Raw genomic sequence first — 21,839 nt, 5'->3', positions numbered from 1 at the left:
CTATTTAAGAATAAGGGATATAAAACCTATTAAAAATAGCCATAATATTTCAAGTCTAATAATCAGGTTTAAAATTTTTAAAATACCTTTTTGATCTGCTTCGCTGCAATTTCCCGCAAGAATTGGCTTGGTTATGGTTTCGCCCTTGTATATATTCTCCCCGCCCATTTTTATTTCTGTGCAGTAAGCAAAAATTGCTTCTGAAAGACCTGAGTTTGGAGATAGATCTTTAGAACCATCTTTGATTGCATGCCTTATTAGATAAGGTGTGTCTTTCCATTTCTTCGTGACTAATGGCAATGTTATAACGACTAATCTGCAAGGTATAAAAGTTAATAGGTCATCAAGTCTTGCACTTGCAGTCCCAAGCCACTTAAGGGTTCCTTTCTTGTAGCCAAGCATAGAATCCATCGTGCTACTGGCTTTAAACCCTAAAGCTAAAGCTAAAGGACCAGGTAAAGAAGGAGATAGTACTTGCCAAGAAAATACTCCTATTCCCATCCAAAAAAGAGGTGCAAAAACTCCGTCTACACCATTTTCGCTTGCAGTTTCTGCAGTTGCTCTCAAGATTTCTTTCTCGTTTAATAGCGAGACGTCTCTTCCGACAATTTGGCTTAGCTCTTTACGTGCTTTCTCGATTCTTTGTTCGGATGATTGATTGTTTAAGTTATCAATTACCTTTAAAATACTTTTAGATAAACTTTTTGCTGCCAATGAACTTGCTAAAAAAAATATAAGTATTGTTGAACTAATAAAAGGTGGCAGTGAAAGTCTGTAAAGCAAATATTGTTCAGTAATCCATCCAATGAGAATTGTAATAGAGAATATAACGAAAGTTATAAATGAACCTCCTATCCTTAGTCCTAAATGATTATTTCTAGCTAAATTCTCAACTACTCTTCTTAAATTATTGATAATTAACCCCATAACCTCTACAGGGTGGGGAAGTGGCCGAGGATCTCCTATTGCTAAATCAAGCAATATGGCGCCAAAAATTAACGAAATAGGATGTGTCAGTCTGTTTTTAGCCAGCTGAACATAGAACGCAAACCTTTGCCTACTTGTTCAATAGGTAAAGAGGCATCTTCATTTCGTATCCTTTTCATTTCTGGTTTACCTGCATCGCATTCCTTCACGAAATTTTTTGCAAATGTTCCGTCTTGAATATCTTGAAGGATTTTTTTCATTTCTTTTTTAGTCTCTGAAGTAATGAGCCTAGGTCCGGAAACATAATCGCCATATTCAGCTGTATTTGAGATGGAATCGCGCATAGCAGTAAGACCGCCTTTGACCATTAGATCGACAATCAATTTAACTTCATGTAAGCATTCGAAATAGGCCAGTTCTGGTTGATAACCAGCATCTACAAGAGTTTCGAAACCAGCTTTGACTAATGCAGATAGTCCTCCACATAGAACAGCCTGTTCCCCAAACAAATCCGTCTCAGTTTCTTCTTTGAAGTTGGTTTCCAAGATACCTGCTCTGGTACCACCTATACCCTTTGCATAAGCCATAGCAAGATCTCTTGCTTTACCTGAAGAGTCTTGTTCAATAGCAAATAAAGCTGGTACCCCTTGACCATTTTGGAACTCCCAACGCACCGTATGTCCGGGGCCTTTAGGAGCAATCATTACCACGTCAACAAAGGATGGCGGTTTGATTAATTCAAAACGAATGTTGAAGCCATGGGCAAAACTTAAAACTTTGCCAGGCTTTAGATGTTTTTCTATTTCATTCTTGTAAACATCTTTTTGGAACTCATCGGGTAAAAGAATCATTATCCAGTCAGCTCTTTCCGAGGCATCTGAAACACTTAATACTTCCAGCCCATCTGCGATTGCTTTGTTGGCAGACCTGCTTCCGTCGTAGAGGCCTACAACAACGTTGACACCACTATCCTTAAGGTTTAAAGCATGTGCATGTCCTTGCGATCCATAGCCAATGATTGCAACAGTTTTCCCATTGAGGAGGCTTAGATCAGCATCTGAATCGTAAAAGAGTTGAGCCATTCGGTTGCAGGTTTAGTGTTCTATTAGTGCAGAGCTTTAGAAAGATAGCGTATAAGTTTTAAACGCTTCTAAAAAAACTTTTGATAATTCTAAGAAATATTGTGATTATTAGATTACTAAGCCTCATTTGGATGACAGATAACTTTGTCAATTAATCCATACTCTTTGGCTTCTGAAGCACTTAGAAAGTAGTCCCTGTCAGTATCCTTCTCAATCTTTTCAAAGCTTTGACCTGTCATCTCAGCCAGCGAAATATTTAGCATTTCTTTGATGCGCAGTATTTCTTTGGCTTCAATCTCTATATCGCTTGCTTGCCTTTGTGAGGTCCCTCCTAGAGGTTGATGAATCATTATTCGGCTATGGGGTAACGCGAGTCTTTTCCCTTTAGTACCAGCTGACAAAAGGAATGCACCCATCGAAGCCGCAAGCCCAACGCATATTGTAACTACATCACTTTTTACATATTTCATAGTGTCGTATATGGCTAGACCTGCAGTGACAGAACCTCCAGGACTATTTATGTACAAATAAATAGGTTTTGTACTATCTTCAGAGTCAAGATAAAGCATCTGAGCTACGAGACTGTTCGCAACACCATCGTTAACTTCTTGACCGAGAAATAAGATTCTTTCTGCGCCAAGTCTTGTGTAAATATCTACCCATCGTTCAAATTGACTTCCAGGAAGTCTATACGGAACACTTGGAGTACCAATTGGCATGATGATGATTTAGGTAATGGAATTAAAGAGATTGACCAAGTAAGTTTTTATGGAGGCATCATTCTCAAGAGGTTGATCCTTTGGCTGGTAGGGAAGTCGGTAAATCTTTTCTACTTTTTAAAACTCTGTCAATTAATCCATATTCAACAGCTTGATGAGGGTTTAAATAACTCATTCTGTCCGAATCTTTAGATAGTTGCTCTATGCTCCGCCCTGTATTTTTTGAAAGGATTTCAAGCATCGCATGCTTATTGTGAATAACTTCTTTTGCACGAATTTGTATATCTGTTGCTTGTCCTTGTGCGCCACTTCTTGGTTGGTGAAGAACAATTGATGAATGAGGTAAGGCAGCTCTTTGTCCTTTTGTCCCTGCAGAAAGGATTACGGCTGCGGTGCCCATCGCTTGACCTATACAAATAGTATGAATTGGTGGCTTTATATAGCTAATAGTGTCACAGATGGCAAAAGCTTCTGTTTCAAATCCAATTGCGTCTCCTGTGTACCAACTCGTTCCTGTGGAGTTGATATAGAAATAAATTGGCTTGTCCGGATTGTCGAATTCAAGATATAGAAGTTGAGCAATAATCAATTCGGTTACGTCCATTCCAAGTTGCCTTTTTGCATCATCATCAGAAAACAAAGGCAGCCCCAAGTAAACAATTCGTTCTTTAAGAAGTAATGAAGGTAAATCAGGTGGCGGTGTTCTTAGAACTGAAGAATCACCGTAGTAAGGAGCAGAGACTGTCATATGAAACAAATTGTCCAGGATTTGAGCCTAGCTATTACTGACCAGAAGAGGGCTTTTTTTTATCAGATTTGTTAGCAGGAAGATCTCTTTCCAGTTTCCCGAAAATCATTCTTCCCGATGGTGTCTGGAGAGCTCCAGTAATGATAACTTCTAATCTTTCTCCTATTAATTTCTTAGCACCTTCAATTACTACCATTGTCCCATCGTCAAGATAAGCGACTCCTTGTGTATCTTCTTTCCCTTCTCGAACGATTTTTAAGTTTAATTTTTCACCAGGTTGTACTTCTGGCCTCAGTGCTATAACTAAATCACTAAGATTTAAGATTTTGAGTTCTCTAACTTGTGCAACTTGAGCAAGATTGAAATCAGCAGTAATTAATGTCCCCCCGGTTTCTTCTGTTAGTTTTAAAAGTCGATCATCGGTACCATTGCCTTGATATTTCGTATAATTAATAACTAGTCTTCTTCCAAAACTTTCCCTCAAATTATTTAGTAACTTAAGTCCCCGCCTACCTTTTGACCTCTTCTCTGTATTGCTTGAATCGGCAAGTTTTTGCAATTCTTCAATGACAGTTTGAGCAACAATTATTTGCCCTTCAATTAGTCCACAATCAAGTAGGCCTTTAATCCTGCCATCAATAATTACACTTGTATCTAGAATCTTACCCCTTGCAGGAGTAAGAATCCCTTCTGCAATTAAAAGGGCTTCTGTGCTATTTGGATTCAATAGCCTAAGAAATGTTCTTCCGTGAATCTCGCCAAGGTTATAGCCTAGAACTCCAAAGAAAATATTACTTAGAACTGCTATTAAGGGCTTTATGAAAGAAACTTCTTTTGGAAGAGGCAATAAAAGTATTGGAGCTAAAATTAAATTTGCTACAAGAAGACCAAGTATTAGACCTAATGCGCGACTTACAAGTAGATCTGTAGGAGTATCTTTTGTTTGCTTGGTAAGATTTTTATTTAACTGCTGAAACAATATTCCTGTGATAAGACCTATTAATCCTCCAATGCTTGAGATCAGAATCTCGGGATTTTGGAAATTATCAAATAAAGTTTCTGGTATAAAATCACGACCAAACCAAGCACTGGCTATCCCAGCAATCAAGAATAGAATGAGGACTAGCAATCCCACCATGAAATTAAGATTAGGGACCTGTTCTTTTGTACATGCAGCATGATTCATATACCAGGCATTCGCCAATAAAGATACGAATACCTTTGCGGAATGATTTATAGGTATATCTGTGAAGTGTCCCAGAAGTATTTATGTGCATATTCCTTTTTGTCATAGACGCTGTTTCTATTGTGACTTTCCTATAGTCCCTTTAGGAGATTTTGCAGATGGAGAATTTGGTTCAGGCAGTGCATCAGTTAAAGCTTACTTAGAACTTCTTTTTAGAGAAGTTGCCTTGATTCCCAAAGCTTATCCTTTGTCAACAGTTTATATAGGCGGTGGAACTCCTTCTATTTTGAGTCCAAAGCAAATATCTGCATTGTTGGGTCGCCTTGAAAGACATTTTGGCTTTCAAGATGGTGCTGAAATTACTCTAGAGATAGACCCTGCAAGTTTTAATAAGCAAAAACTTCAAGAATATCTGGGTGTTGGAATTAATCGAGTAAGCCTTGGGGCGCAAAGTTTTGATAATGAAGTTTTAGCTTCGCTTGGTAGACGCCATGATTCCAATCAATTATTGGACTCTTGCGAATGGATTTCTGCTTTTTTTGAGCAAGGTGAAATGTATAGCTGGAGCTTAGATCTTATTCAAAACCTTCCAGGACATAATCTTGCTTTTTGGGAAAAACAGTTGGAAATGATTTTAGAAATTTGTCCACCACACCTTTCTATTTATGATCTTTCTATTGAGAAAGGAACAGTCTTCGCTTGGAGAAAACTTCGTGGAGAATTGAACTTACCCAATGATGATCTTGCAGCGGATGTAGCTCAATTAACTAGCTCTAAGTTGAAGAATGCTGGCTATGCCAGATATGAAATTTCAAATTATGCTCTGCCTGGACATGCTTCCAGGCATAACAGAGTTTATTGGAGTGGAGCAGGTTGGTGGGGGGTAGGTTTAGGTGCTGCTAGTTGCCCCTGGGGTAAAAGATTGCATAGACCAAAGAAACGCTCTGAATATGAAGCTTGGTTATTAACTCAAGAAACTTATGGTCTTGATAAATCTTTGCAGCATTTATATCAACAGCCAATCGATTTGGATGAGCTTTTCATTGTTGGACTTCGTCGTAGAGAAGGAATTGATTTTGAAGAATTAGCTGAAGATTGGGGTTGGAATCCAATTCAAAGAAAAGCATTCTTAGAAGAATTAGAAAAGTATTGGAAGGATTCTTTGAAAAGGGGATGGATACAGCGTAAAGGCTCAAGATTTGCTCTTCACGATCCTGAAGGAATGGATGTTAGTAATCATGTGCTTGTGGAAATGCTTTTGTGGTGGGATTCCCTTCCTAAAGATGCTGTTGCTTTACCCATTGCTTAAGAGTATGACTAAATAATTCTTTTCCTTCTATTAGGGGCTTTGTAAAGGGGGGCTGCTTGTCTGTGAGCCCTAGTAAATCAGCCGTTACTCTTACTTGCCCATCACAATGATCTCCAGCTCCTATTCCAATAACGGGAATAATCAATTTTTCTCTTAGATTCTTTGCAATGTTATCTGGGACATGCTCTAGAACGATTGCAAAGCATCCGGCATTTTCCAATTGAATTGCTTGATCAATGAGTTTGTTTTGGCTAATAGGATCTTCAGCTTGTCTTTTGTACCCAAGATTATTTACTGATTGAGGAGTTAATCCAAGATGCCCCATTACTGGAATACCCATACGAATTAATCGATTTATAACTGTAAGCACCTCTCTTTCAGCGCCTTCAAGTTTTACTGCAGATGCACATGAGTTTTTAAGTAAAGTGCCAGCAGCTGAAACTGCTTTATCTTCTCCGCATTGATAGCTGAGAAATGGTAAATCACAAACTACTAAAGGTTGCTTATCAACTGGATTTTTAAACCCTCTTCCAACGGCTTGAGCATGATGAAGCATTTGTTCAAGTGTTATGGGCAATGTTGTTGTATGTCCATGGACAAACATTGCCAACGAATCCCCTACTAGAACTACATCTGCCCCAGCATCTTCGACTATTGAGGATGAAATACTATCCCAGGCAGTAAGTATTGTGATTGGTTTTCTAAGTTCTTTGAATCGAACTAATTCCTTTGGGATCATTTAGCTTTTCTGCTAAAGGGGGAGTAATTGCTAAAATTTAGGAGACTCGGCCCATGCGGCTTTAACGCCTATATCTGGTCAGGACCGGAAGGTAGCAGCCAAACGGGATGCTTAAAGCAGGCGTGGAATCCGGGTCACCTAAAATTCAACACTTAAGTATCAGACTCTCTTCGAATTTGTCTGAGTCTAAGGAATTCAGGAATACTTGCTCCAGGTTCTTTGTTTGTATTTTGCCTATAAAGAGATTGAGGTGTCAGTTTAGAGCTTGACCTTTGATTTTTATAAGGCTGGCTGCCATTAAATCCAGTTGCTATGACAGTTACTTGGACTTCGCCTTCAAGTTCCGGGTCAATAACTGCACCTACAATAATATTTGCCTCTGGGTCCACTACATCTGAAATCACTTCAGATGCTGATGTCATATCTTCCAAGGTCATATCTTTGCCTCCAGTAATATTTAAAACACATCCTTTAGCACCATCAATGCGACTGGCTTCAAGTAAAGGACTATTTATTGCAGCTTGAGCGGCTTCTACAGCCCTAGATCGTCCTGAGCCAAAACCAATGCCAAGTAAAGACGTTCCAGCTTCAGTCATGACAGATCGAACATCTGCAAAGTCAACATTTACCAACCCAGGACAAGTGATTATGTCACTAATGCCTTTGACGCCCATTCTTAGTATATCGTCTGCATTGCGAAAGGCTTCTTGGAGAGGAGCAGCTGCATTGACATCTTTTAATCGATCATTTGGTATGACAATTAATGTGTCAACATTTTCTGCAAGTCTTTCTATCCCTTCGTCGGCTTGACGCATTCTTCGCCGCCCTTCAAAACTAAAGGGCTTGGTAACAATGGCAACGGTAAGGGCTCCAGTCTCTTTGGCAACTTCAGCTACCACCGGCGCGGCTCCAGTGCCAGTGCCCCCTCCCATGCCCGCTGCAATAAATACTAAATCTGCCCCTTCTAGTGCCTGTTGAAGATCAGCACGAGATTCTTCTGCGGCTTTTTGGCCAATGCTTGGATTCCCTCCAGCACCTAGGCCTCTAGTCAAAGTTTGACCAAGTTGAACTCTGTTCTGAGCAGAGGATTGAAGCAACGCTTGAGCGTCTGTATTAAGGACACGATATGAGACCCCTTTTAGGTCGCTGAGAATCATTCGGTTAACAGCATTGCTGCCTCCACCTCCAACACCAATTACTTCTATCCGGGCGTTTTGACTTGGTTGAATGCCTTCAACGTTGGAAAGCCCTAAATTGTTGCCCATGCCCATGACCATATGAAGGATTTAAATACTAATTTTTTGTGCATTATGAACTAGTGAGAGAGTTCTGTTGGCTTTTTCAATAAAGTCTAGATATAAGTGGGCGTAAAATCAGTGATCACTGACTTTTCTTTAACCTTAGTTTTGAAAATAAAATCCTAATTAAGGCTAGGGAGCCTAATTTATCTTATTTGAAAAGTAATTTAGGCCTAGAAGGATCTTTTAAATCAATAGTCGTTTGTAAATCGTCTGTAAACCTTTTAGGTAAGTTCTTTGTCAGATAAACAATTGTTGAAACTTGCTCTCTAAGGATAGAAGGGTTGTAGCCCAATTCAATTAGTTCAAAGTCTTTAGTTTTAAGACTGATTTCTCCATTTGGGGACAAAATTATTTTTTGCAGAGGATTTCTTAGCTTGTCTTGGTTTTGATAAATGTATGCAATCCATTTTTGATGACTTTTCATCCAGCCATCAATAGAAAGACTCAGGTCGTTGATTTTGTACCTTGACTGAAGAGGATCACCAAGCTCTATCCAATGGGCATCTTTATCTATCAACCCTTGCTCAATCCCTTGTGGGCCAATGCGAGTTGCTTTTGCTACTGGCTCTCTCTCTTGAATTTCAAGGTAGATCCCTGGAGGATAGATCCTCCGGCTAGACCTAACTACTTTTATGGGAAGTTTTTTCAGCAGACTTTCTTCAACTTGCTTAGGGTTTATTTCTAATAATGGGACGGGTAGTTTGATTCCTAAATGTCTGACAATTCTTTTCTTATGTATATAGTTGTTGCCTTTAATTTGAATATTCTCTGCATTAATTTCTTCCCAGCCATTGTTGATTAAGCACAAACTTAAAAATGAGGATGCGAAAATAAAAAAGAAAACTCTCCAAAGATAAATCAATGTAGAGGGAAGATTTGGATCATATGAATTCTTCGGTTTTAATTTCTTCATAGATCACAACGGGCTTTTCCCATAAGTTGCCCCATCCATTGCCGAGCTCTTTCAGCATCTGAAAATGGGACATCTATTTCTTTTCCGCAGCCGATTAATCTTAATCGACATTGGCCTTGGGATTCACTAGTAAGAGGTGCTTCGCCTGAGCTAAGCGCCATGAGTTCAACAAGTTCTAATTGTTTAATTTCAAAAGAGTCTTGGTCGCTGAATTTTCCTGCTTCGAAACTGCTCCAGCAAAGTATTCCATCTTTTAATCGTGCTGCACCAGAACTATCTAGCTTTGCCAGTTCTGAATCTTTAGCCCAATTTCTAAAAAGATTTTGCCTTCTTCTTTCTATCCACCCAAGCGAGGCTAAAAGTAAAAAAACTATTAATAGAGGGAACCAGAGCAAGCCATGAGTCATAGTTTTAGTAAAAGTGTTTCTCTAGGCACCAGTGAAATCAAACTAATTCATTCTCTAGCTGTTTCAACTAATATTGAGACTAATTCATGCATCTCTAACCCAGATTCTCTCCATAGCATTGGATACATGCTTTGTTTGGTAAACCCAGGCAAAGTATTTATTTCATTGATCCAGATTTGGTTGCTTTCTTCTCTATAGAAAAAATCAACTCTTGCAAGACCTTCGGCACAAATAGCTTTGCATGCTTTTAAAGCTAAGTTTTGAATTTGCTTCGTTGTTTCTTCACAGATAGGTGCCGGAATCAAGGTTTTGCTCAAACCTTCCGTGTATTTAGTTTCATAGTCATACCAATCTGAATGATGTCGAACTTCACCAACACATGAAGTTCGAATGTCTTTTTTGCCTAGAACACCACATTCAAGTTCTCTAGCAATAACACTTTTCTCGACAACAATTCTTTTATCAAGAGATGATGCAATTCCTAGGCCTTTTACAAGTTGTTCTCTTTTGTATGCCTTGCTAATACCAACTGAAGACCCCAGGTTGGCAGGTTTTATAAAACAGGGGTATCCCAATTGGTTCTCAATTCTTTTAATTAACGACAAAAGACTATCTGGCTGTAATAGTTCATTTGCTTCACAAGCACAGTATGGGACTTGAGGTAGACCTGCTGCTGTGAAAGCGATTTTCATCGCAATTTTATCCATGCCTAACGCAGAGCCTAAGACTCCAGACCCAACAAAAGGTTTGCTTGTTAATTGTAAAAGCCCTTGAATTACCCCATCTTCTCCATTAGGTCCATGTAGTATTGGATACCATACGTCTACTTCTTCTGTGCATTTCGGTAGAGCTCTAAACCCTTCCTTTGGTAATGGGTCTGGAAGATCTTCTTCCTTCAATTCATACCCTTTCCCTAATGCTTTAGCTGCTACCGGATCACCCCACCATCTACCTTTGTGATCAATATAATTGTTAATCACTTTGAAACGGTTTGAATTAGTTCTTGTTTGTAAGGAGTTTGCTATTGCTATTGCCGATTTAATGGAGACATTGTGTTCCCTAGAAGCACCTCCAAAAATAATACCTACTTTTATTAGGGGATTAGACATATAAAATCGAAATTAAGTGTTCGGTAAAAGGTCTTTTTTATATCGCAATTACCCCGCTTAACGAGAAGGATCGAACTTCTTTGATCCTTACGTTAACTAAATCTCCTGGTTTATACGATTTGCTTTTAGAATCTTCTCCTGGGAAGAAAACTAGTCGATTTGTCCTTGTCCTTCCCATTAATTGTCTACTGTCCTTTGGATTAATACTTTCGACTAAGATTTCTTCTAGTTGTCCTTGATAGCGTTTATTTCTTTCTTTGGCTGTTTTCTCTACTAAAGCATTTAGTTTTCTTAAGCGGTCTATTTTTACTTCTTCGGAAATTTGATCGGGTCTTAATGCAGCAGGTGTATTGGGCCTAGGTGAATAAGCTGCTGTATTTAATTGATCAAAACCAATTTCTTCAACAAGTTCAAGGGATTTTTGGAATTGATGATTGGTTTCTCCTGGGAAAGCAACGATTACATCTGCACTGATAGAAGCATCCGGCATCAATTCTCTTATTTGAGAGATTATTCTTTTGTATTTTTCTATTTTGTATCCCCTACCCATCTCTTGAAGAATCTCGTTATCACCGCTCTGAAAAGGGATGTGAAAATGCTCGCAAACTTTTGGTAATTGCGAACAAGCGTGTATCAATCTAGAACTGAAATATCTTGGATGACTCGTTGCGAATCTAATGCGTTTGATCCCTTCGATATCATGAATAAAATAAAGTAAATCAGTTAATGTATTTTTTCTTCTCCCTTGAGAAGTTATGCCTGGTAAATCTCTCCCATACGCATCAATATTTTGTCCAAGCAGTGTTATTTCTTTATAGCCTTTGTCGGCAAGTATTTCTATTTCTTCTTTGATTGCTTCAGGAACTCTTGATTGTTCTTTCCCTCTCACTGCTGGAACTACACAATATGTACATCTTTCATTACATCCATAAATAACATTTACCCATCCACATACGTTGCTATCTCTTCTAGCAGTCGTCAAATCTTCTAATATTTGACTTTCTTCGGTTGCGATTACTTGTTGACCAGTGTCAACTTTATTTAAAAGAGTTTCCAACCTATTTGCATGTTGGGGTCCCATAACGAGATCCAGCTCGGGAACTCTACGAAGAAGGGATTCACCTTCTTGTTGAGCTACACAGCCTGCTACAACTAATTTGAGATTAGGAGATGATTTTTTTCTTAGAGCTTGACGTCCTAGATAGCTATAAACCTTTTGTTCAGCATTATCTCTAATAGTGCAAGTGTTATAAACAACTAAGTCTGCTTTGAGTTCAGCTTCTGCTATTTGGTAACCCATACTTTCAAGAATCCCAGCCATTCGTTCTGAGTCTGCTTTATTCATTTGGCACCCAAAAGTGGTTATCCAATAACTACCTCTGCTGGGCTTATTCCTTTGAGGTGGTTCGTTTATAGAATTTGGCTTGGTTGATAACACAGTTGGAAAGGATCCGTTACTAAAAGTTCATAGAGCTCTTAATATTCCGGTTGTGAAGGACTTTTTAGCTTTGATAAAAACTTAAACTCCATAAAATTGTTTTACAAGGGCGAGCGAGGGGATTCGAACCCCCGAATAGCGGCGCCACAAGCCGCTGCCTTAACCACTTGGCGACGCCCGCCGTGTATATATAAATTTACCAATTCGCCTTTACCGTCAGTGAAATGATTGACAAAAAAACGTCAGATTTAGATATTTCTTCTCTTGAGGCTTTGGTCCCTTTAGGCTTAATAGGCCAAGGAATTGACCTGGCAGATGCAGAAATTACAGCAGGAGGCCTTTGCCCACTTCGCATTTCATGGAGTGAAAAAGGTATTAGCAGCTTGCAACCAATTGAAACTCCATCTAATTCTTCTTTGAACTTTATTTTGCCTAGGTTTGTTGAAACCCATGCTCATATTGACAAAGCATTTACTTGGAAAAATTATCCAAATTTAGATGGAACTTATATTGGGGCTTTTGAAGCAAATATAAAAGAGCATCAGTGTCGGACTGAGCAGAGCGTTTTCTTTAATGCAGAAACTTCTTTGAAACTCTCAATAAGGAATGGTTTTCGAGCAATTCGAACACATATTGATAGTTTCGGACCCTTTGCAGACTTTACTTGGGAAGTTATTGCTGAACTTCAAAAAAAATGGGCTCAATTTATTCACTTACAGCTTGTTGCCATGGTGCCTTTGGATTATTGGATGACTGAGGAAGGTAAAAAGATGGCTAAAAAAGTTGCCAATAAAGGTGGGCTTTTGGGAGGTGTGTTAGCCCCTCCTTTTAACTCCGTCCATGCAAAAAATTGTTTACGAACATTATTTAATCTTGCAAACTCCCTTGGGTGCGGAATTGATTTGCATATAGATGAATCGCAAAGTTATCCTGCTGCTGGTTTGAATCAATTAATTAATGCTCTCGATCATATTCATTTAGAAGTGCCTATAACTTGTAGTCATTTAAGCAATATGAGTTTGCTTTCAGATAGAAGTATGAATTTTTTTTCAGATCGTTTAGCTCATCATCAAGTAAATGTTGTAGCCCTGCCTTTGACTAATGCTTGGTTATTGGGTCGAGTTGAGGCTAAGACCCCTTTGAAAAGACCAATGGCTCCTATCGCGCAGCTGCAAAGGGCAGGCGTAAATGTTGCTATAGGGGGAGACAATGTTCAAGATCCATGGTTCCCCGGAGGAAACTTTGATCCTTTATCTTTAATTGCTTCTTCAATGCCAATTACACAACTTCGACCTTGGACTAGGCTTGGTTTAGCCCCTTTTACTACTGCTGCCGCTAGATTAATGAATCTTGAATGGGATTGTACTTTTGAAGTAGGAGGTTCGGCAGACTTTATTGTTTTAGAAGCAGAAAATTGGTCAGAAGTTCTTTCTTGTTCTGCTCAGAGAAAAGTCATAATCAGAGGCAGTATTCTCGAAGACCAGCTTTTTGATTGCGTTTCATCTAAATAGCGAATACTTAATGAAATGACTAATGCATTGCCAAATGACTTCTTAAAAGAACTTCTTGAATTAGATGAATTGGATTGTTTTCAAAACCTAAATGAAAGAAGAAGATTTTCAAGAGATTTTTATGATTACTCTCCAGTACTTGCAAAAAAATTAAGTGATTGTTGTGCTGATATTGCAGTAAAGCCATATTCTATTAAGGCAGTTATTTCTGTAGTTAGCATATGTAGTCAATATGAAATTCCCATAACTTTAAGAGGAGCAGGAACTGGAAATTATGGACAATGTGTTCCTTTAAAAGGAGGAGTTGTGATCATTATGAGTGCTTTGAATTCTATAAGGGAGTTTGATTCTTTTACAGGTCAGGTAACTGTGGAACCGGGATGCTTAATGGGCGATCTGGATAAATATCTTTCTGATAAGGGTAGGCAGTTAAGGCTATTACCAAGTACTTGGAAGACGGCATCTATAGGTGGGTTTGTTTCAGGAGGTTCAGGCGGTGTTGGATCTATTAGATGGGGATTTTTGCGTGACCCCGGCCATTTGCATGGGCTTGAAGTAATTACAATAGGAGACTACCCACAGCAGATAAACCTTGACGCTTCTTCCTCAGAGGCGTTGAATCATGCTTATGGTACAAACGGAATTATTACAGCTCTAACGCTCTCTACCGCGCCTTTAGTTCAATGGCATGAAATTACTATTGATTGTGCTAGCTGGACTGATGCCGTTCACCTTTTAAAACGTTGTAGTGAAGTCGCTGTAAATCTTTTTCTGGGCAGTTTGTTGCAAAAAGAGATCGTAGAAAATATTCCAAACTGGAGTGGAGAATCTACCGGGCAACATCGATTATTGTTTTTAGTAGACCCCGATGGGATAAAAACACTTAAAAGACTGGCTATAGAAAGAGGTGCCTCTTTTAATCATTTAGGGAAAGAAGGGAATAGTAATGGTTTAAGGGAAATGACATGGAATCACACCACCTTACATATGAGATCTATAGATTCAAATTGGACTTATTTGCAAATGCTTTTACCTTTAAATGAGATCGAAGCGATAAAAATTATTAGTAAAAAATGGAAAAAAAATATACTTTGGCATCTTGAGTCAGTTCGTCAGCAAGGAGGACAACGGATTGCTGCACTGCCTTTGGTTAGGTGGCAAGGTGAAACTGAATTAAAAGAATTAATTGATGATTGTAAGAATGTTGGAGCAATTGTATTCAACCCACATGTTGTAACTGTAGAAGATGGTGGCTTGGGTGTTGTGGATGCAGATCAAGTTAACGCCAAGAAATCTTTTGACCCAAAAGGAATACTTAACCCTGGAAAGTTAAAAGGTTGGTTATAGCTCATTGAGAATATATTTCATTCGATAAGAAATTCCCGATTAAATACAGAGAGCCAGTTATTACTATGGGTAATTTCTCTTTATAGTTTCCTTTTAATAATAAACTTTCTAAGATTTCACTAATACTATTAGCGGGAAATATCCTTTTGGAGATTTTGGGAAAAATTTCCTCAATTTCTTGTACTTTCCAACTAGCTGAGCCTGGTACCGGGACTATAGAAACAATATCATTATTACCCAGCAAAGTGTTAATTATTTCAGGAGCTTGCTTATGAGCTTGTATACCAATAATCCAATAAATACCTTTTTCTTGATTCTTCCATAATAAGCGTTCTTTAGCTAAAGCTTTCGCTCCATGTACATTATGTGCACCATCAAGAATTAAAGGAATATTTTTCCAGGAAATGTTTTGTAGTCTTCCTGGCCATTGTGCATTTGCGAGACCTTTTTTAATTGCTTTATTGTTAATATTCCATCCAAGACCTGATAAAGATTCCAAAATCCCTTTTGCAACAGCTGCATTCTCCCTTTGTATTTCTCCAGGTATCCCTAGTTGCCATTGCTTAGATAAAGGCTTTAACCAATGAACTTTTGCATTTTTGTTAGATGCAACTCTTTCTATAATATTTCTTACTTCATTGTCTTGGCTACAACTAAAGATATTGCTTCCATTGGAAATAACAGCAGCTTTTTCTTTGGCAATACTAGATAAATCTTTCCCAAGGTGTTCGCAATGATCTAACCCAATGCCACCGAACCCTATTAAAGGTCTATAAGGATAGGCTGTAGTTGCATCTAGTCTTCCTCCAAGACCAACTTCAAGAATTATTAAATCAACTTTATTAGAGTAAAAATGATCTAATGCTGTAAGAATTATTATTTCAAAAGAAGTTAAATTATTTCTCTTTATTATGGGTTTAAGTTTATTCAGCCTTGCTTCGAATTCTTCAGATTGAATTTCTTGACAGTTTATTCTAATTCTTTCACACCAACTCTCAAGATGAGGTGATGTAGTGCAACCAGTTTTGATACCAGCTTCGGTTAAACAACTCTCAAGGAAGCAAGTAATAGATCCTTTGCCATTAGTGCCAGCAATTTGGATAGCAGGAATATCTTTATAGCATTTTTTTGTTTCTAGCAAAGCAACTTTGATTCGCTCTAGGCCAAGAGTCATACTTTTGGGATTGGCTGAATCTAATAATGTTTTTATCTTATTAGAGCTTTTTTGCTTAATAATTCCCAATTAAAGTAAACTAGAAAATGTTCTATTTAATTTATTTAGCAGAATATTTATTTCCTTTTTAGTAATTATAAGGGGAGGCACAAATCTAATGACATTTTCTCCAGCAGAGATGATTAAAAGACCTTGCTGAATTGCTTCATCTATAATGCCTTTCGCTTTTAAATGGGAGTCTTCTCTGATAACAAGACCTTGCATTAAACCTATGCCTCTAGTTTCTTGCAGATGTATTGGATTCTTATCAATAATTTTTAAAAGCCCTTCTTTTAACTGATTGCCTCTATGAACAACATTCTCGAGTAAATCTCTGCATTCGATCTCTTGAGCAACTGTCAATGCTGCTCTACATGCAAAAGGGTTGCCGCCAAAAGTGCTTGCATGATCACCTATATCAAAAATATTTGCATTTTCTTTAGCCAATAAGGCACCAATCGCATGACCACTGCCTAGGCCTTTTGCAATAGTGAAGGCATCTGGTTCTATATCAAGATTTTCATATCCCCATAGTTTCCCTGTCCTTCCCATGCCTGTTTGCACTTCATCAAAAATTAAAAGTATTTTGTGTTTAGTACAAATGTCTCTGATTAATTTAAAAAATTGTTTTTCACCTGGATGCAATCCCCCTTCCCCTTGGATTGGCTCGATTAAAACTGCAGCAATCTCTGACCCACTTCCAATTATTTTAGAGTGTAATTCTTGAAAGGAATTGGAATCATTATATGTAAAGAAATTAAATCCTTGAACTAGTGGAGAAAAACCTTCTTGGTACTTTTCTTGACCTGTGGCACTTAATGTAGCGAGAGTTCTTCCATGAAAACTTCTTTTAGCAGAAAGGATAATAGGATTATCAATCCCTCTTTTCTTGCTATATTTGCGCGCTAATTTAATAGCGGCTTCATTGGCTTCTGCACCACTGTTGCAGAAAAAAACACTGCTTGCGCAACTCTTAGCTATCAACCATTGTGCTAGTTCTTCTTGTTCTGGAATGTGATAAAGGTTTGAGACATGTTGGATCTTTTTTAATTGCCTTGTAAGTGCTTTCCGTATTTTCCTGTCGCTATGCCCAAGCGTGCAAGTTGCAATTCCAGCGACTGCATCAAGATATTTGTTGCCTTTCTGATCCCAAACCCATACTCCTTTCCCTTTAGCGATATGAATAGGAAGTCTTTGATATGTTTGCATTAAAGGAGTGGGAGCGGTCGGACTCGAACCGACAAACCCGAAGGTGCCGCATTTTGAGTGCGGTGCGTCTACCAATTCCACCACGCTCCCAATGGATCCCAGCGATTTCTCACTGGACATTGTAGAACTATAGGCGAGAAAATGCCTGTTTTTGGCTTCTTATGGATGAATAGAATGTTGTTGCTTTTGAATGGACGAACAAAATGAACTAGACGAATTAATTTTCATGAGTGACATATATAGAAGGAAATTAATAATTTGTATTTGAAATTTCAAGGATTCAACTTTATTATATTCAAATCTACTTCTTTTTACTTAGTTTAAATATATTAGGAAGGTCGTGAAATGAAGTTGTTTAAAATCTCTAAGGAAACTTAGGCAACCTCCTTCTCCTTCTCTGAAAAGCTTTCGTTTAAAAAGTGTGATTTATTCTTATAGCTTTTACTAGCAAAGGAGTCTATTTTTCTATGCGCTCTAATTATGTTTGCGCCAACATTGTTTAGTTTATTCTCCATCTTTTCATAACCTCTATCAAGATAGTTAACGCCTTGAATATTACTCTTTCCTTTTGCAGAGAGACTTGCAAGAACAAGGGCAGCTGATGAACGTAAATCGCCAGCTGAAATAGATTTTCCAACTAATTTAGAAACACCTTTGATAAAAGCTGTATTGCCCTGCAGGTCAATTAAAGCGCCCATCTTTTGCAATTCCCCTACATGCTGCATCCTTCTTTCAAAGATGGTTTCTTTGATAATGCTATTACCTTTAGCAGTAGCCATTAGCGCCATGAAAGGAGCTTGTAAATCAGTTGGGAAGCCAGGATAGGGCTCAGTTGTTATATCAACAGCTGTTATCAATTTTGGAATAATGGTCAAATTGTCATTATTTACTTCTATTTCACAACCACAATCACGAAGTTTTTGAATTACGGCTTCCAAATGTTCGGGTGTTACAGGTTTGATAGTGAGCGTAGATCTGGTTATTGCTGCGGCAATTAAAAAAGTTCCTGCCTCAATTCTATCTGGAATAACTTTGTGATGACAGCCATTTAGCTTTGTGACCCCATCAATAATTATTGTTTTAGTACCTGCTCCTTTGACCTTGGCACCCATTGAATTAAGCATTTTTGCAAGATCTTGTATCTCAGGCTCTTGCGCAGCGTTTTCTAAAATAGTTCTTCCTTCAGCAAGGGTTGCAGCCATGAGAGTAGTCTCTGTAGCTCCTACGCTTTGGCAATTAAATTTGATACAAGTCCCTTTTAAAGTTTTTTCAGATGGTGGCAATTTGGCAATTACTGTTCCATCGTTAATGGATACAAATGCTCCCAATGCTTTAAGACCTCGAATATGCTCGTCAATTGGCCTATGACCTATTTTGCATCCCCCTGGCAAAGGGATTCTGACTTCGCCTAATCTTGCAAGTAGAGGACCAATGCAGAAAAAACTTGCCCTTAAAGCATTGACAAGACTTGACGGGAGCTCTTTATTTGCAATTTGCTTGGCGTTTAATTGGAATGTATGAGAATTTTGTTGGGTGCTGATACCTATATAGTTAAGGAGTTTAGACATCACCTTTATATCTGTAAGATCAGGAACGTTTTCTAGAAAAATAGTGTCATCAGTAAGCAACGATGCTGCCATCAAGGCTAGAGCAGAGTTTTTAGCACCATTTATATGTATTTCTCCTGACAGAAAATTAGTGCCAGAAACTTCTAAACACTCTGTATATAGGCTTCTTTGGCTAGCTGCAATGCGAGGCATGCATATATCTAATCATTAGAGACCTATATTGACAAGTTCTTTTTGAGAAGTCTAGCTATATGAATAACAAATACTAAAACTTGGGAATTATTTAATATTTAACAAGTCAATTTTTATTTGTCTAGTTTAAGAATATTCAATTTTATTTTTAGCTGTCTGCAATATGGCAATTAGAGCTTGAATTTAGATGCTTAAATTCCTTATAGGACAATATGTTTTAAATGCTTTAAAATAAGTGAAACTATGCGGATGTGGCGGAATTGGTAGACGCGCATGTTTCAGGTACATGTAGCCTTGTGCTGTGGGAGTTCAAGTCTCCCCATCCGCATTATTGTTAGTATCTTATAGCCATGATTTTGATCAAAATAACTAATTCATCTGAATTAATTGCTACCAAGGTGGGGCAACTGATCGAACGATTTACACCGGATGGTATTGATGAAACTCTTGTAGAAGAAGCAATAATAAAACAAATGATCAAGACACTTTCAGAGGAAGGGGTGAAAGGCGAAATATCTTTAGTAAATGGACTTGAAGTTGAAAATGAAAAGTTAGTTTTAAAAAATAGTTTTGCTGTAAATCAGCTGTCACTCTTTTGAGGAGCAGTAGCCATTTCTTTTGACTTGCCAGTTATATCCAGTCGGCGTAACCCTTTAGTACGTCGTTTTAGATCTTTCTCTAATGCCAAAGGACGTTCGAAAGAAAGTTTATTGCTTTTAGAGGGAACCCATTTGTTGCAAGAAACTATAAATAACAAATTATTCCCGAAAGAAGTTATTGCAACACCTGAATGGGTAGCAAAGCATCCAAAACTATTAAAAAACCTACCAAAGAGTATTCGGTTGAATTTGGTAACTTTTCCAGTTCTTGAAGCTGCTTTAACTACTAGCACTCCAGATGGTGTTGCATGTTTACTTGATAAGGCTTGCCTCCCAAAATTAAAGCATAAACCTCACTTTGTTTTGGCTTTGGATAGGTTGCAGGACCCAGGGAATGTTGGGACATTATTTAGAACAGCTCTTGCAGCTGATATAGATATTTTGTGGCTTGCCTTGGGAGCAGACCCATGTAATCAAAAGGTTTTAAGATCTTCCGCTGGCGCAGTGTTCCAATTACCTTTTTTGCGGTGGAGTGATTCGGTAGAAAAATCTGTTGAACAACTAGCCGATAATTTACGAATATCTGCAAAAGATGATTATCAAGTTGTGGGAACTTATCCTTATAGAGGTTCTGATGGAAATGAGGTTCTGCCCTATTGGAATATTGATTGGCTTAAGCCAACTGTTTTGGTTTTAGGCAATGAAGGTGATGGCCTTCATCCAAGAATAAAAGATTGCTGCACACACTATGTGACTTTGCCTCATAGTCAGGCAGTTGAATCTTTAAATGTTGCATCTTCAGCCGTTCCTCTACTGTTGGAAAGGCGAAGGGCCAAAATGACCACTTATATGAACAAGAACGGTGAGCAAAGCAAATTTTGACTTTGACATAATTGTCATAGGCGCAGGCTACGGTGGCTTTGATGCTGCAAAGCATGCCGCTGAGAAAGGGCTAAGTGTTGCGATTGTTGAATCCAGGGAAATGGGAGGTACATGTGTGAACAGAGGCTGTGTACCTTCAAAAGCATTACTTGCAGCAAGTGGGAAGGTAAGGGAACTTGCAGATTCGGAGCATCTTGCAACCTTTGGAATTCATTCAGCACCAGTTAGGTTCGAAAGGCAAAAAATAGCTGACCATGCCAATAATTTGGTACTTAACATTCGAAAAAATTTAACGAAGACTCTTGAACGCTCTGGGGTGAAGATTTTAAGAGGAAAGGCAAGATTAGAAGGACCCCAAAAGGTAGGTATAAGAGAAATTAATGGCATAGACAGGCTAGTTACTGCACATGATGTAATTATTGCTACTGGGTCAGACCCTTTTGTTCCGCCTGGTATTGAGATTGATGGCAGGACTGTTTTCACTAGTGACGAAGCTATTAACCTTGAATGGTTACCTCGTTGGATAGCGATTATTGGAAGCGGTTATATAGGTCTGGAATTCGCAGATGTTTATACAGCTTTAGGTTGCGAAGTGACTATGATCGAAGCTCTAGAGAGGGTTATGCCTACTTTTGATACAGATATTGCAAAAATTGCTTCTCGTAATTTGATTCAAGCTAGGGATATAGATGCTCGTTCAGGAGTCTTGGCAAGTAAAATTTCTCCAGGATGTCCAGTAAAAATTGAATTGTCTGATGTTAATACCAGAGAGTTTGTTGAAGATTTGGAAGTTGATGCAGTATTGGTCGCTACCGGTAGAGTCCCAACTAGTTCAGAATTGAATTTGGAATCATTAGGAGTGAAAACAAATAGGGGCTATATACCTATAGATGATTCAATGAGAGTTCTTGTAGAAGGTAAACCTCTATCTAATTTGTGGGCAGTAGGTGATGTTACAGGGAAATTGATGCTTGCTCATACAGCCGCAGCCCAAGGCACAGTAGCGGTTGATAACATTCTCGGTGAATCTAGGGAAATAGATTATCGAAGTATCCCCGCAGCAACATTTACTCATCCTGAGATAAGTTCAGTGGGATTAAGTGATTTAGAAGCAAATAAACTTGCTCAAAGTGATAAGTTTGATCTAGGAGTTGTTAGAAGTTACTTCAAGGCAAATTCAAAGGCATTAGCAGAACTAGAGAGTGATGGGTTAATGAAATTACTTTTCAGGAGAGATACGGGAGAGGTTTTAGGTGCACATATCTTTGGAATGCATGCTGCAGACTTGATACAGGAAGTTGCCAATGCAATATCTAGACGGCAAAGTGTTGTTGAATTGGCAAAGGAAGTTCATACTCATCCAACTCTTAGTGAGGTAGTTGAAGTCGCTTATAAGCAAGCTGCTAGTCAATTAATTCAGGTTTCACAGACTTAGTTTCG

At 38.4% G+C, this 21,839-nt stretch carries 20 protein-coding genes, 3 tRNA genes and 1 other RNA gene; 8 read left to right on the top strand and 16 right to left on the bottom strand.

Going from position 1 to position 21,839, the window contains the following annotated elements:
- The 5 genes from cbiB to O5635_RS04060 form a co-directional block, all read right to left on the bottom strand.
- Positions 1 to 996, bottom strand: a complete 996-nt coding sequence (gene cbiB / locus O5635_RS04080) for an adenosylcobinamide-phosphate synthase CbiB (RefSeq protein WP_036902299.1) — start codon at positions 994 to 996, stop codon at positions 1 to 3.
- A 17-nt stretch (positions 997 to 1,013) separates the two neighbouring features.
- On the bottom strand, positions 1,014 to 2,009 hold the full coding sequence (gene ilvC / locus O5635_RS04075) for a ketol-acid reductoisomerase (RefSeq protein ID WP_036902301.1): 996 nt from the start codon (positions 2,007 to 2,009) through the stop codon (positions 1,014 to 1,016).
- Positions 2,010 to 2,125: 116 nt separating this feature from the next.
- Entirely contained in the window at positions 2,126 to 2,728 is a 603-nt protein-coding gene (locus O5635_RS04070; protein WP_036902303.1) for an ATP-dependent Clp protease proteolytic subunit, read from the bottom strand.
- Positions 2,729 to 2,792: 64 nt separating this feature from the next.
- Entirely contained in the window at positions 2,793 to 3,476 is a 684-nt protein-coding gene (locus tag O5635_RS04065; protein ID WP_036902304.1) for an ATP-dependent Clp protease proteolytic subunit, read from the bottom strand.
- Between the two features lie 34 nt (positions 3,477 to 3,510).
- A complete protein-coding gene (locus tag O5635_RS04060) occupies positions 3,511 to 4,614 on the bottom strand; it encodes a PIN/TRAM domain-containing protein (protein ID WP_036903549.1) in 1,104 nt (367 codons plus the stop codon).
- 133 nt (positions 4,615 to 4,747) lie between these two features.
- Here O5635_RS04060 and hemW point away from each other — a divergent pair, with 133 nt between their 5' ends.
- The gene (gene hemW, locus O5635_RS04055) at positions 4,748 to 5,971 is read left to right on the top strand and encodes a radical SAM family heme chaperone HemW (RefSeq protein ID WP_241462955.1); all 1,224 of its coding nucleotides are present in this window, start codon (positions 4,748 to 4,750) and stop codon (positions 5,969 to 5,971) included.
- On the opposite strand, the gene panB is transcribed toward hemW, so the two are convergent.
- Complete coding sequence (gene panB, locus O5635_RS04050) at positions 5,940 to 6,710, bottom strand: 3-methyl-2-oxobutanoate hydroxymethyltransferase (RefSeq protein WP_036902310.1); 771 nt, start codon at positions 6,708 to 6,710, stop codon at positions 5,940 to 5,942. The genes hemW and panB overlap by 32 nt on opposite strands.
- 43 nt (positions 6,711 to 6,753) lie before the next feature.
- Here panB and ffs point away from each other — a divergent pair.
- Positions 6,754 to 6,850: signal recognition particle sRNA small type (gene ffs / locus O5635_RS04045), an RNA gene on the top strand.
- 12 nt (positions 6,851 to 6,862) lie between these two features.
- Here ffs and ftsZ read toward each other — a convergent pair.
- The 6 genes from ftsZ to O5635_RS04015 form a co-directional block, all read right to left on the bottom strand.
- Positions 6,863 to 7,981, bottom strand: coding sequence for a cell division protein FtsZ (ftsZ, locus tag O5635_RS04040; protein ID WP_036902311.1), 1,119 nt, complete (start codon positions 7,979 to 7,981; stop codon positions 6,863 to 6,865).
- A 178-nt stretch (positions 7,982 to 8,159) separates the two neighbouring features.
- Complete coding sequence (locus O5635_RS04035; RefSeq protein ID WP_052042917.1) at positions 8,160 to 8,924, bottom strand: cell division protein FtsQ/DivIB; 765 nt, start codon at positions 8,922 to 8,924, stop codon at positions 8,160 to 8,162.
- Positions 8,921 to 9,331, bottom strand: a complete 411-nt coding sequence (locus O5635_RS04030; protein ID WP_036902313.1) for a hypothetical protein — start codon at positions 9,329 to 9,331, stop codon at positions 8,921 to 8,923. Before O5635_RS04030 ends, O5635_RS04035 begins: the two co-directional genes overlap by 4 nt.
- A gap of 47 nt (positions 9,332 to 9,378) precedes the next feature.
- Complete coding sequence (locus tag O5635_RS04025; protein WP_036902316.1) at positions 9,379 to 10,440, bottom strand: D-alanine--D-alanine ligase family protein; 1,062 nt, start codon at positions 10,438 to 10,440, stop codon at positions 9,379 to 9,381.
- A 37-nt stretch (positions 10,441 to 10,477) separates the two neighbouring features.
- Positions 10,478 to 11,854: a tRNA (N6-isopentenyl adenosine(37)-C2)-methylthiotransferase MiaB gene (gene miaB, locus O5635_RS04020; protein WP_269608137.1), complete on the bottom strand. Its 1,377-nt coding sequence runs from the start codon at positions 11,852 to 11,854 to the stop codon at positions 10,478 to 10,480.
- Positions 11,855 to 11,986: 132 nt separating this feature from the next.
- Positions 11,987 to 12,059, bottom strand: a tRNA-His gene (locus O5635_RS04015).
- A 43-nt stretch (positions 12,060 to 12,102) separates the two neighbouring features.
- Between O5635_RS04015 and O5635_RS04010 the strand changes: the two genes are divergently transcribed.
- Positions 12,103 to 13,389, top strand: a complete 1,287-nt coding sequence (locus O5635_RS04010) for an amidohydrolase family protein (protein ID WP_036902319.1) — start codon at positions 12,103 to 12,105, stop codon at positions 13,387 to 13,389.
- A 15-nt stretch (positions 13,390 to 13,404) separates the two neighbouring features.
- Positions 13,405 to 14,736, top strand: a complete 1,332-nt coding sequence (locus O5635_RS04005) for an FAD-binding oxidoreductase (RefSeq protein ID WP_036902321.1) — start codon at positions 13,405 to 13,407, stop codon at positions 14,734 to 14,736.
- 1 nt (position 14,737) lies between these two features.
- Here O5635_RS04005 and O5635_RS04000 read toward each other — a convergent pair whose 3' ends face one another.
- From O5635_RS04000 to murA, 4 genes are all read right to left on the bottom strand, one after another.
- The gene (locus O5635_RS04000; RefSeq protein WP_072013288.1) at positions 14,738 to 15,910 is read right to left on the bottom strand and encodes a bifunctional folylpolyglutamate synthase/dihydrofolate synthase; all 1,173 of its coding nucleotides are present in this window, start codon (positions 15,908 to 15,910) and stop codon (positions 14,738 to 14,740) included.
- A 69-nt stretch (positions 15,911 to 15,979) separates the two neighbouring features.
- A complete protein-coding gene (locus O5635_RS03995; protein WP_072013268.1) occupies positions 15,980 to 17,158 on the bottom strand; it encodes an aspartate aminotransferase family protein in 1,179 nt (392 codons plus the stop codon).
- 8 nt (positions 17,159 to 17,166) lie between these two features.
- Positions 17,167 to 17,248 (bottom strand) — tRNA-Leu (locus O5635_RS03990).
- A 284-nt stretch (positions 17,249 to 17,532) separates the two neighbouring features.
- The gene (gene murA, locus O5635_RS03985; protein WP_036902326.1) at positions 17,533 to 18,918 is read right to left on the bottom strand and encodes a UDP-N-acetylglucosamine 1-carboxyvinyltransferase; all 1,386 of its coding nucleotides are present in this window, start codon (positions 18,916 to 18,918) and stop codon (positions 17,533 to 17,535) included.
- Between the two features lie 245 nt (positions 18,919 to 19,163).
- Here murA and O5635_RS03980 point away from each other — a divergent pair.
- The 4 genes from O5635_RS03980 (at position 19,164) to lpdA (ending at position 21,834) form a co-directional block, all read left to right on the top strand.
- Positions 19,164 to 19,246, top strand: a tRNA-Leu gene (locus O5635_RS03980).
- A 22-nt stretch (positions 19,247 to 19,268) separates the two neighbouring features.
- Complete coding sequence (locus tag O5635_RS03975; protein WP_036902329.1) at positions 19,269 to 19,517, top strand: hypothetical protein; 249 nt, start codon at positions 19,269 to 19,271, stop codon at positions 19,515 to 19,517.
- A gap of 24 nt (positions 19,518 to 19,541) precedes the next feature.
- Complete coding sequence (locus tag O5635_RS03970) at positions 19,542 to 20,399, top strand: TrmH family RNA methyltransferase (protein WP_036902331.1); 858 nt, start codon at positions 19,542 to 19,544, stop codon at positions 20,397 to 20,399.
- Positions 20,380 to 21,834: a dihydrolipoyl dehydrogenase gene (gene lpdA / locus O5635_RS03965; protein WP_036902333.1), complete on the top strand. Its 1,455-nt coding sequence runs from the start codon at positions 20,380 to 20,382 to the stop codon at positions 21,832 to 21,834. The genes O5635_RS03970 and lpdA overlap by 20 nt, the downstream gene beginning before the upstream one ends.
- The last annotated feature ends 5 nt before the right edge of the window (positions 21,835 to 21,839 follow it).

It is taken from the genome of Prochlorococcus marinus str. MIT 0919 (assembly GCF_027359375.1).
Classification (GTDB): domain Bacteria; phylum Cyanobacteriota; class Cyanobacteriia; order PCC-6307; family Cyanobiaceae; genus Prochlorococcus_D.
Note: the sequence above shows the minus strand (reverse complement) of the source record. Positions and strands in the feature narration are given on the sequence as shown.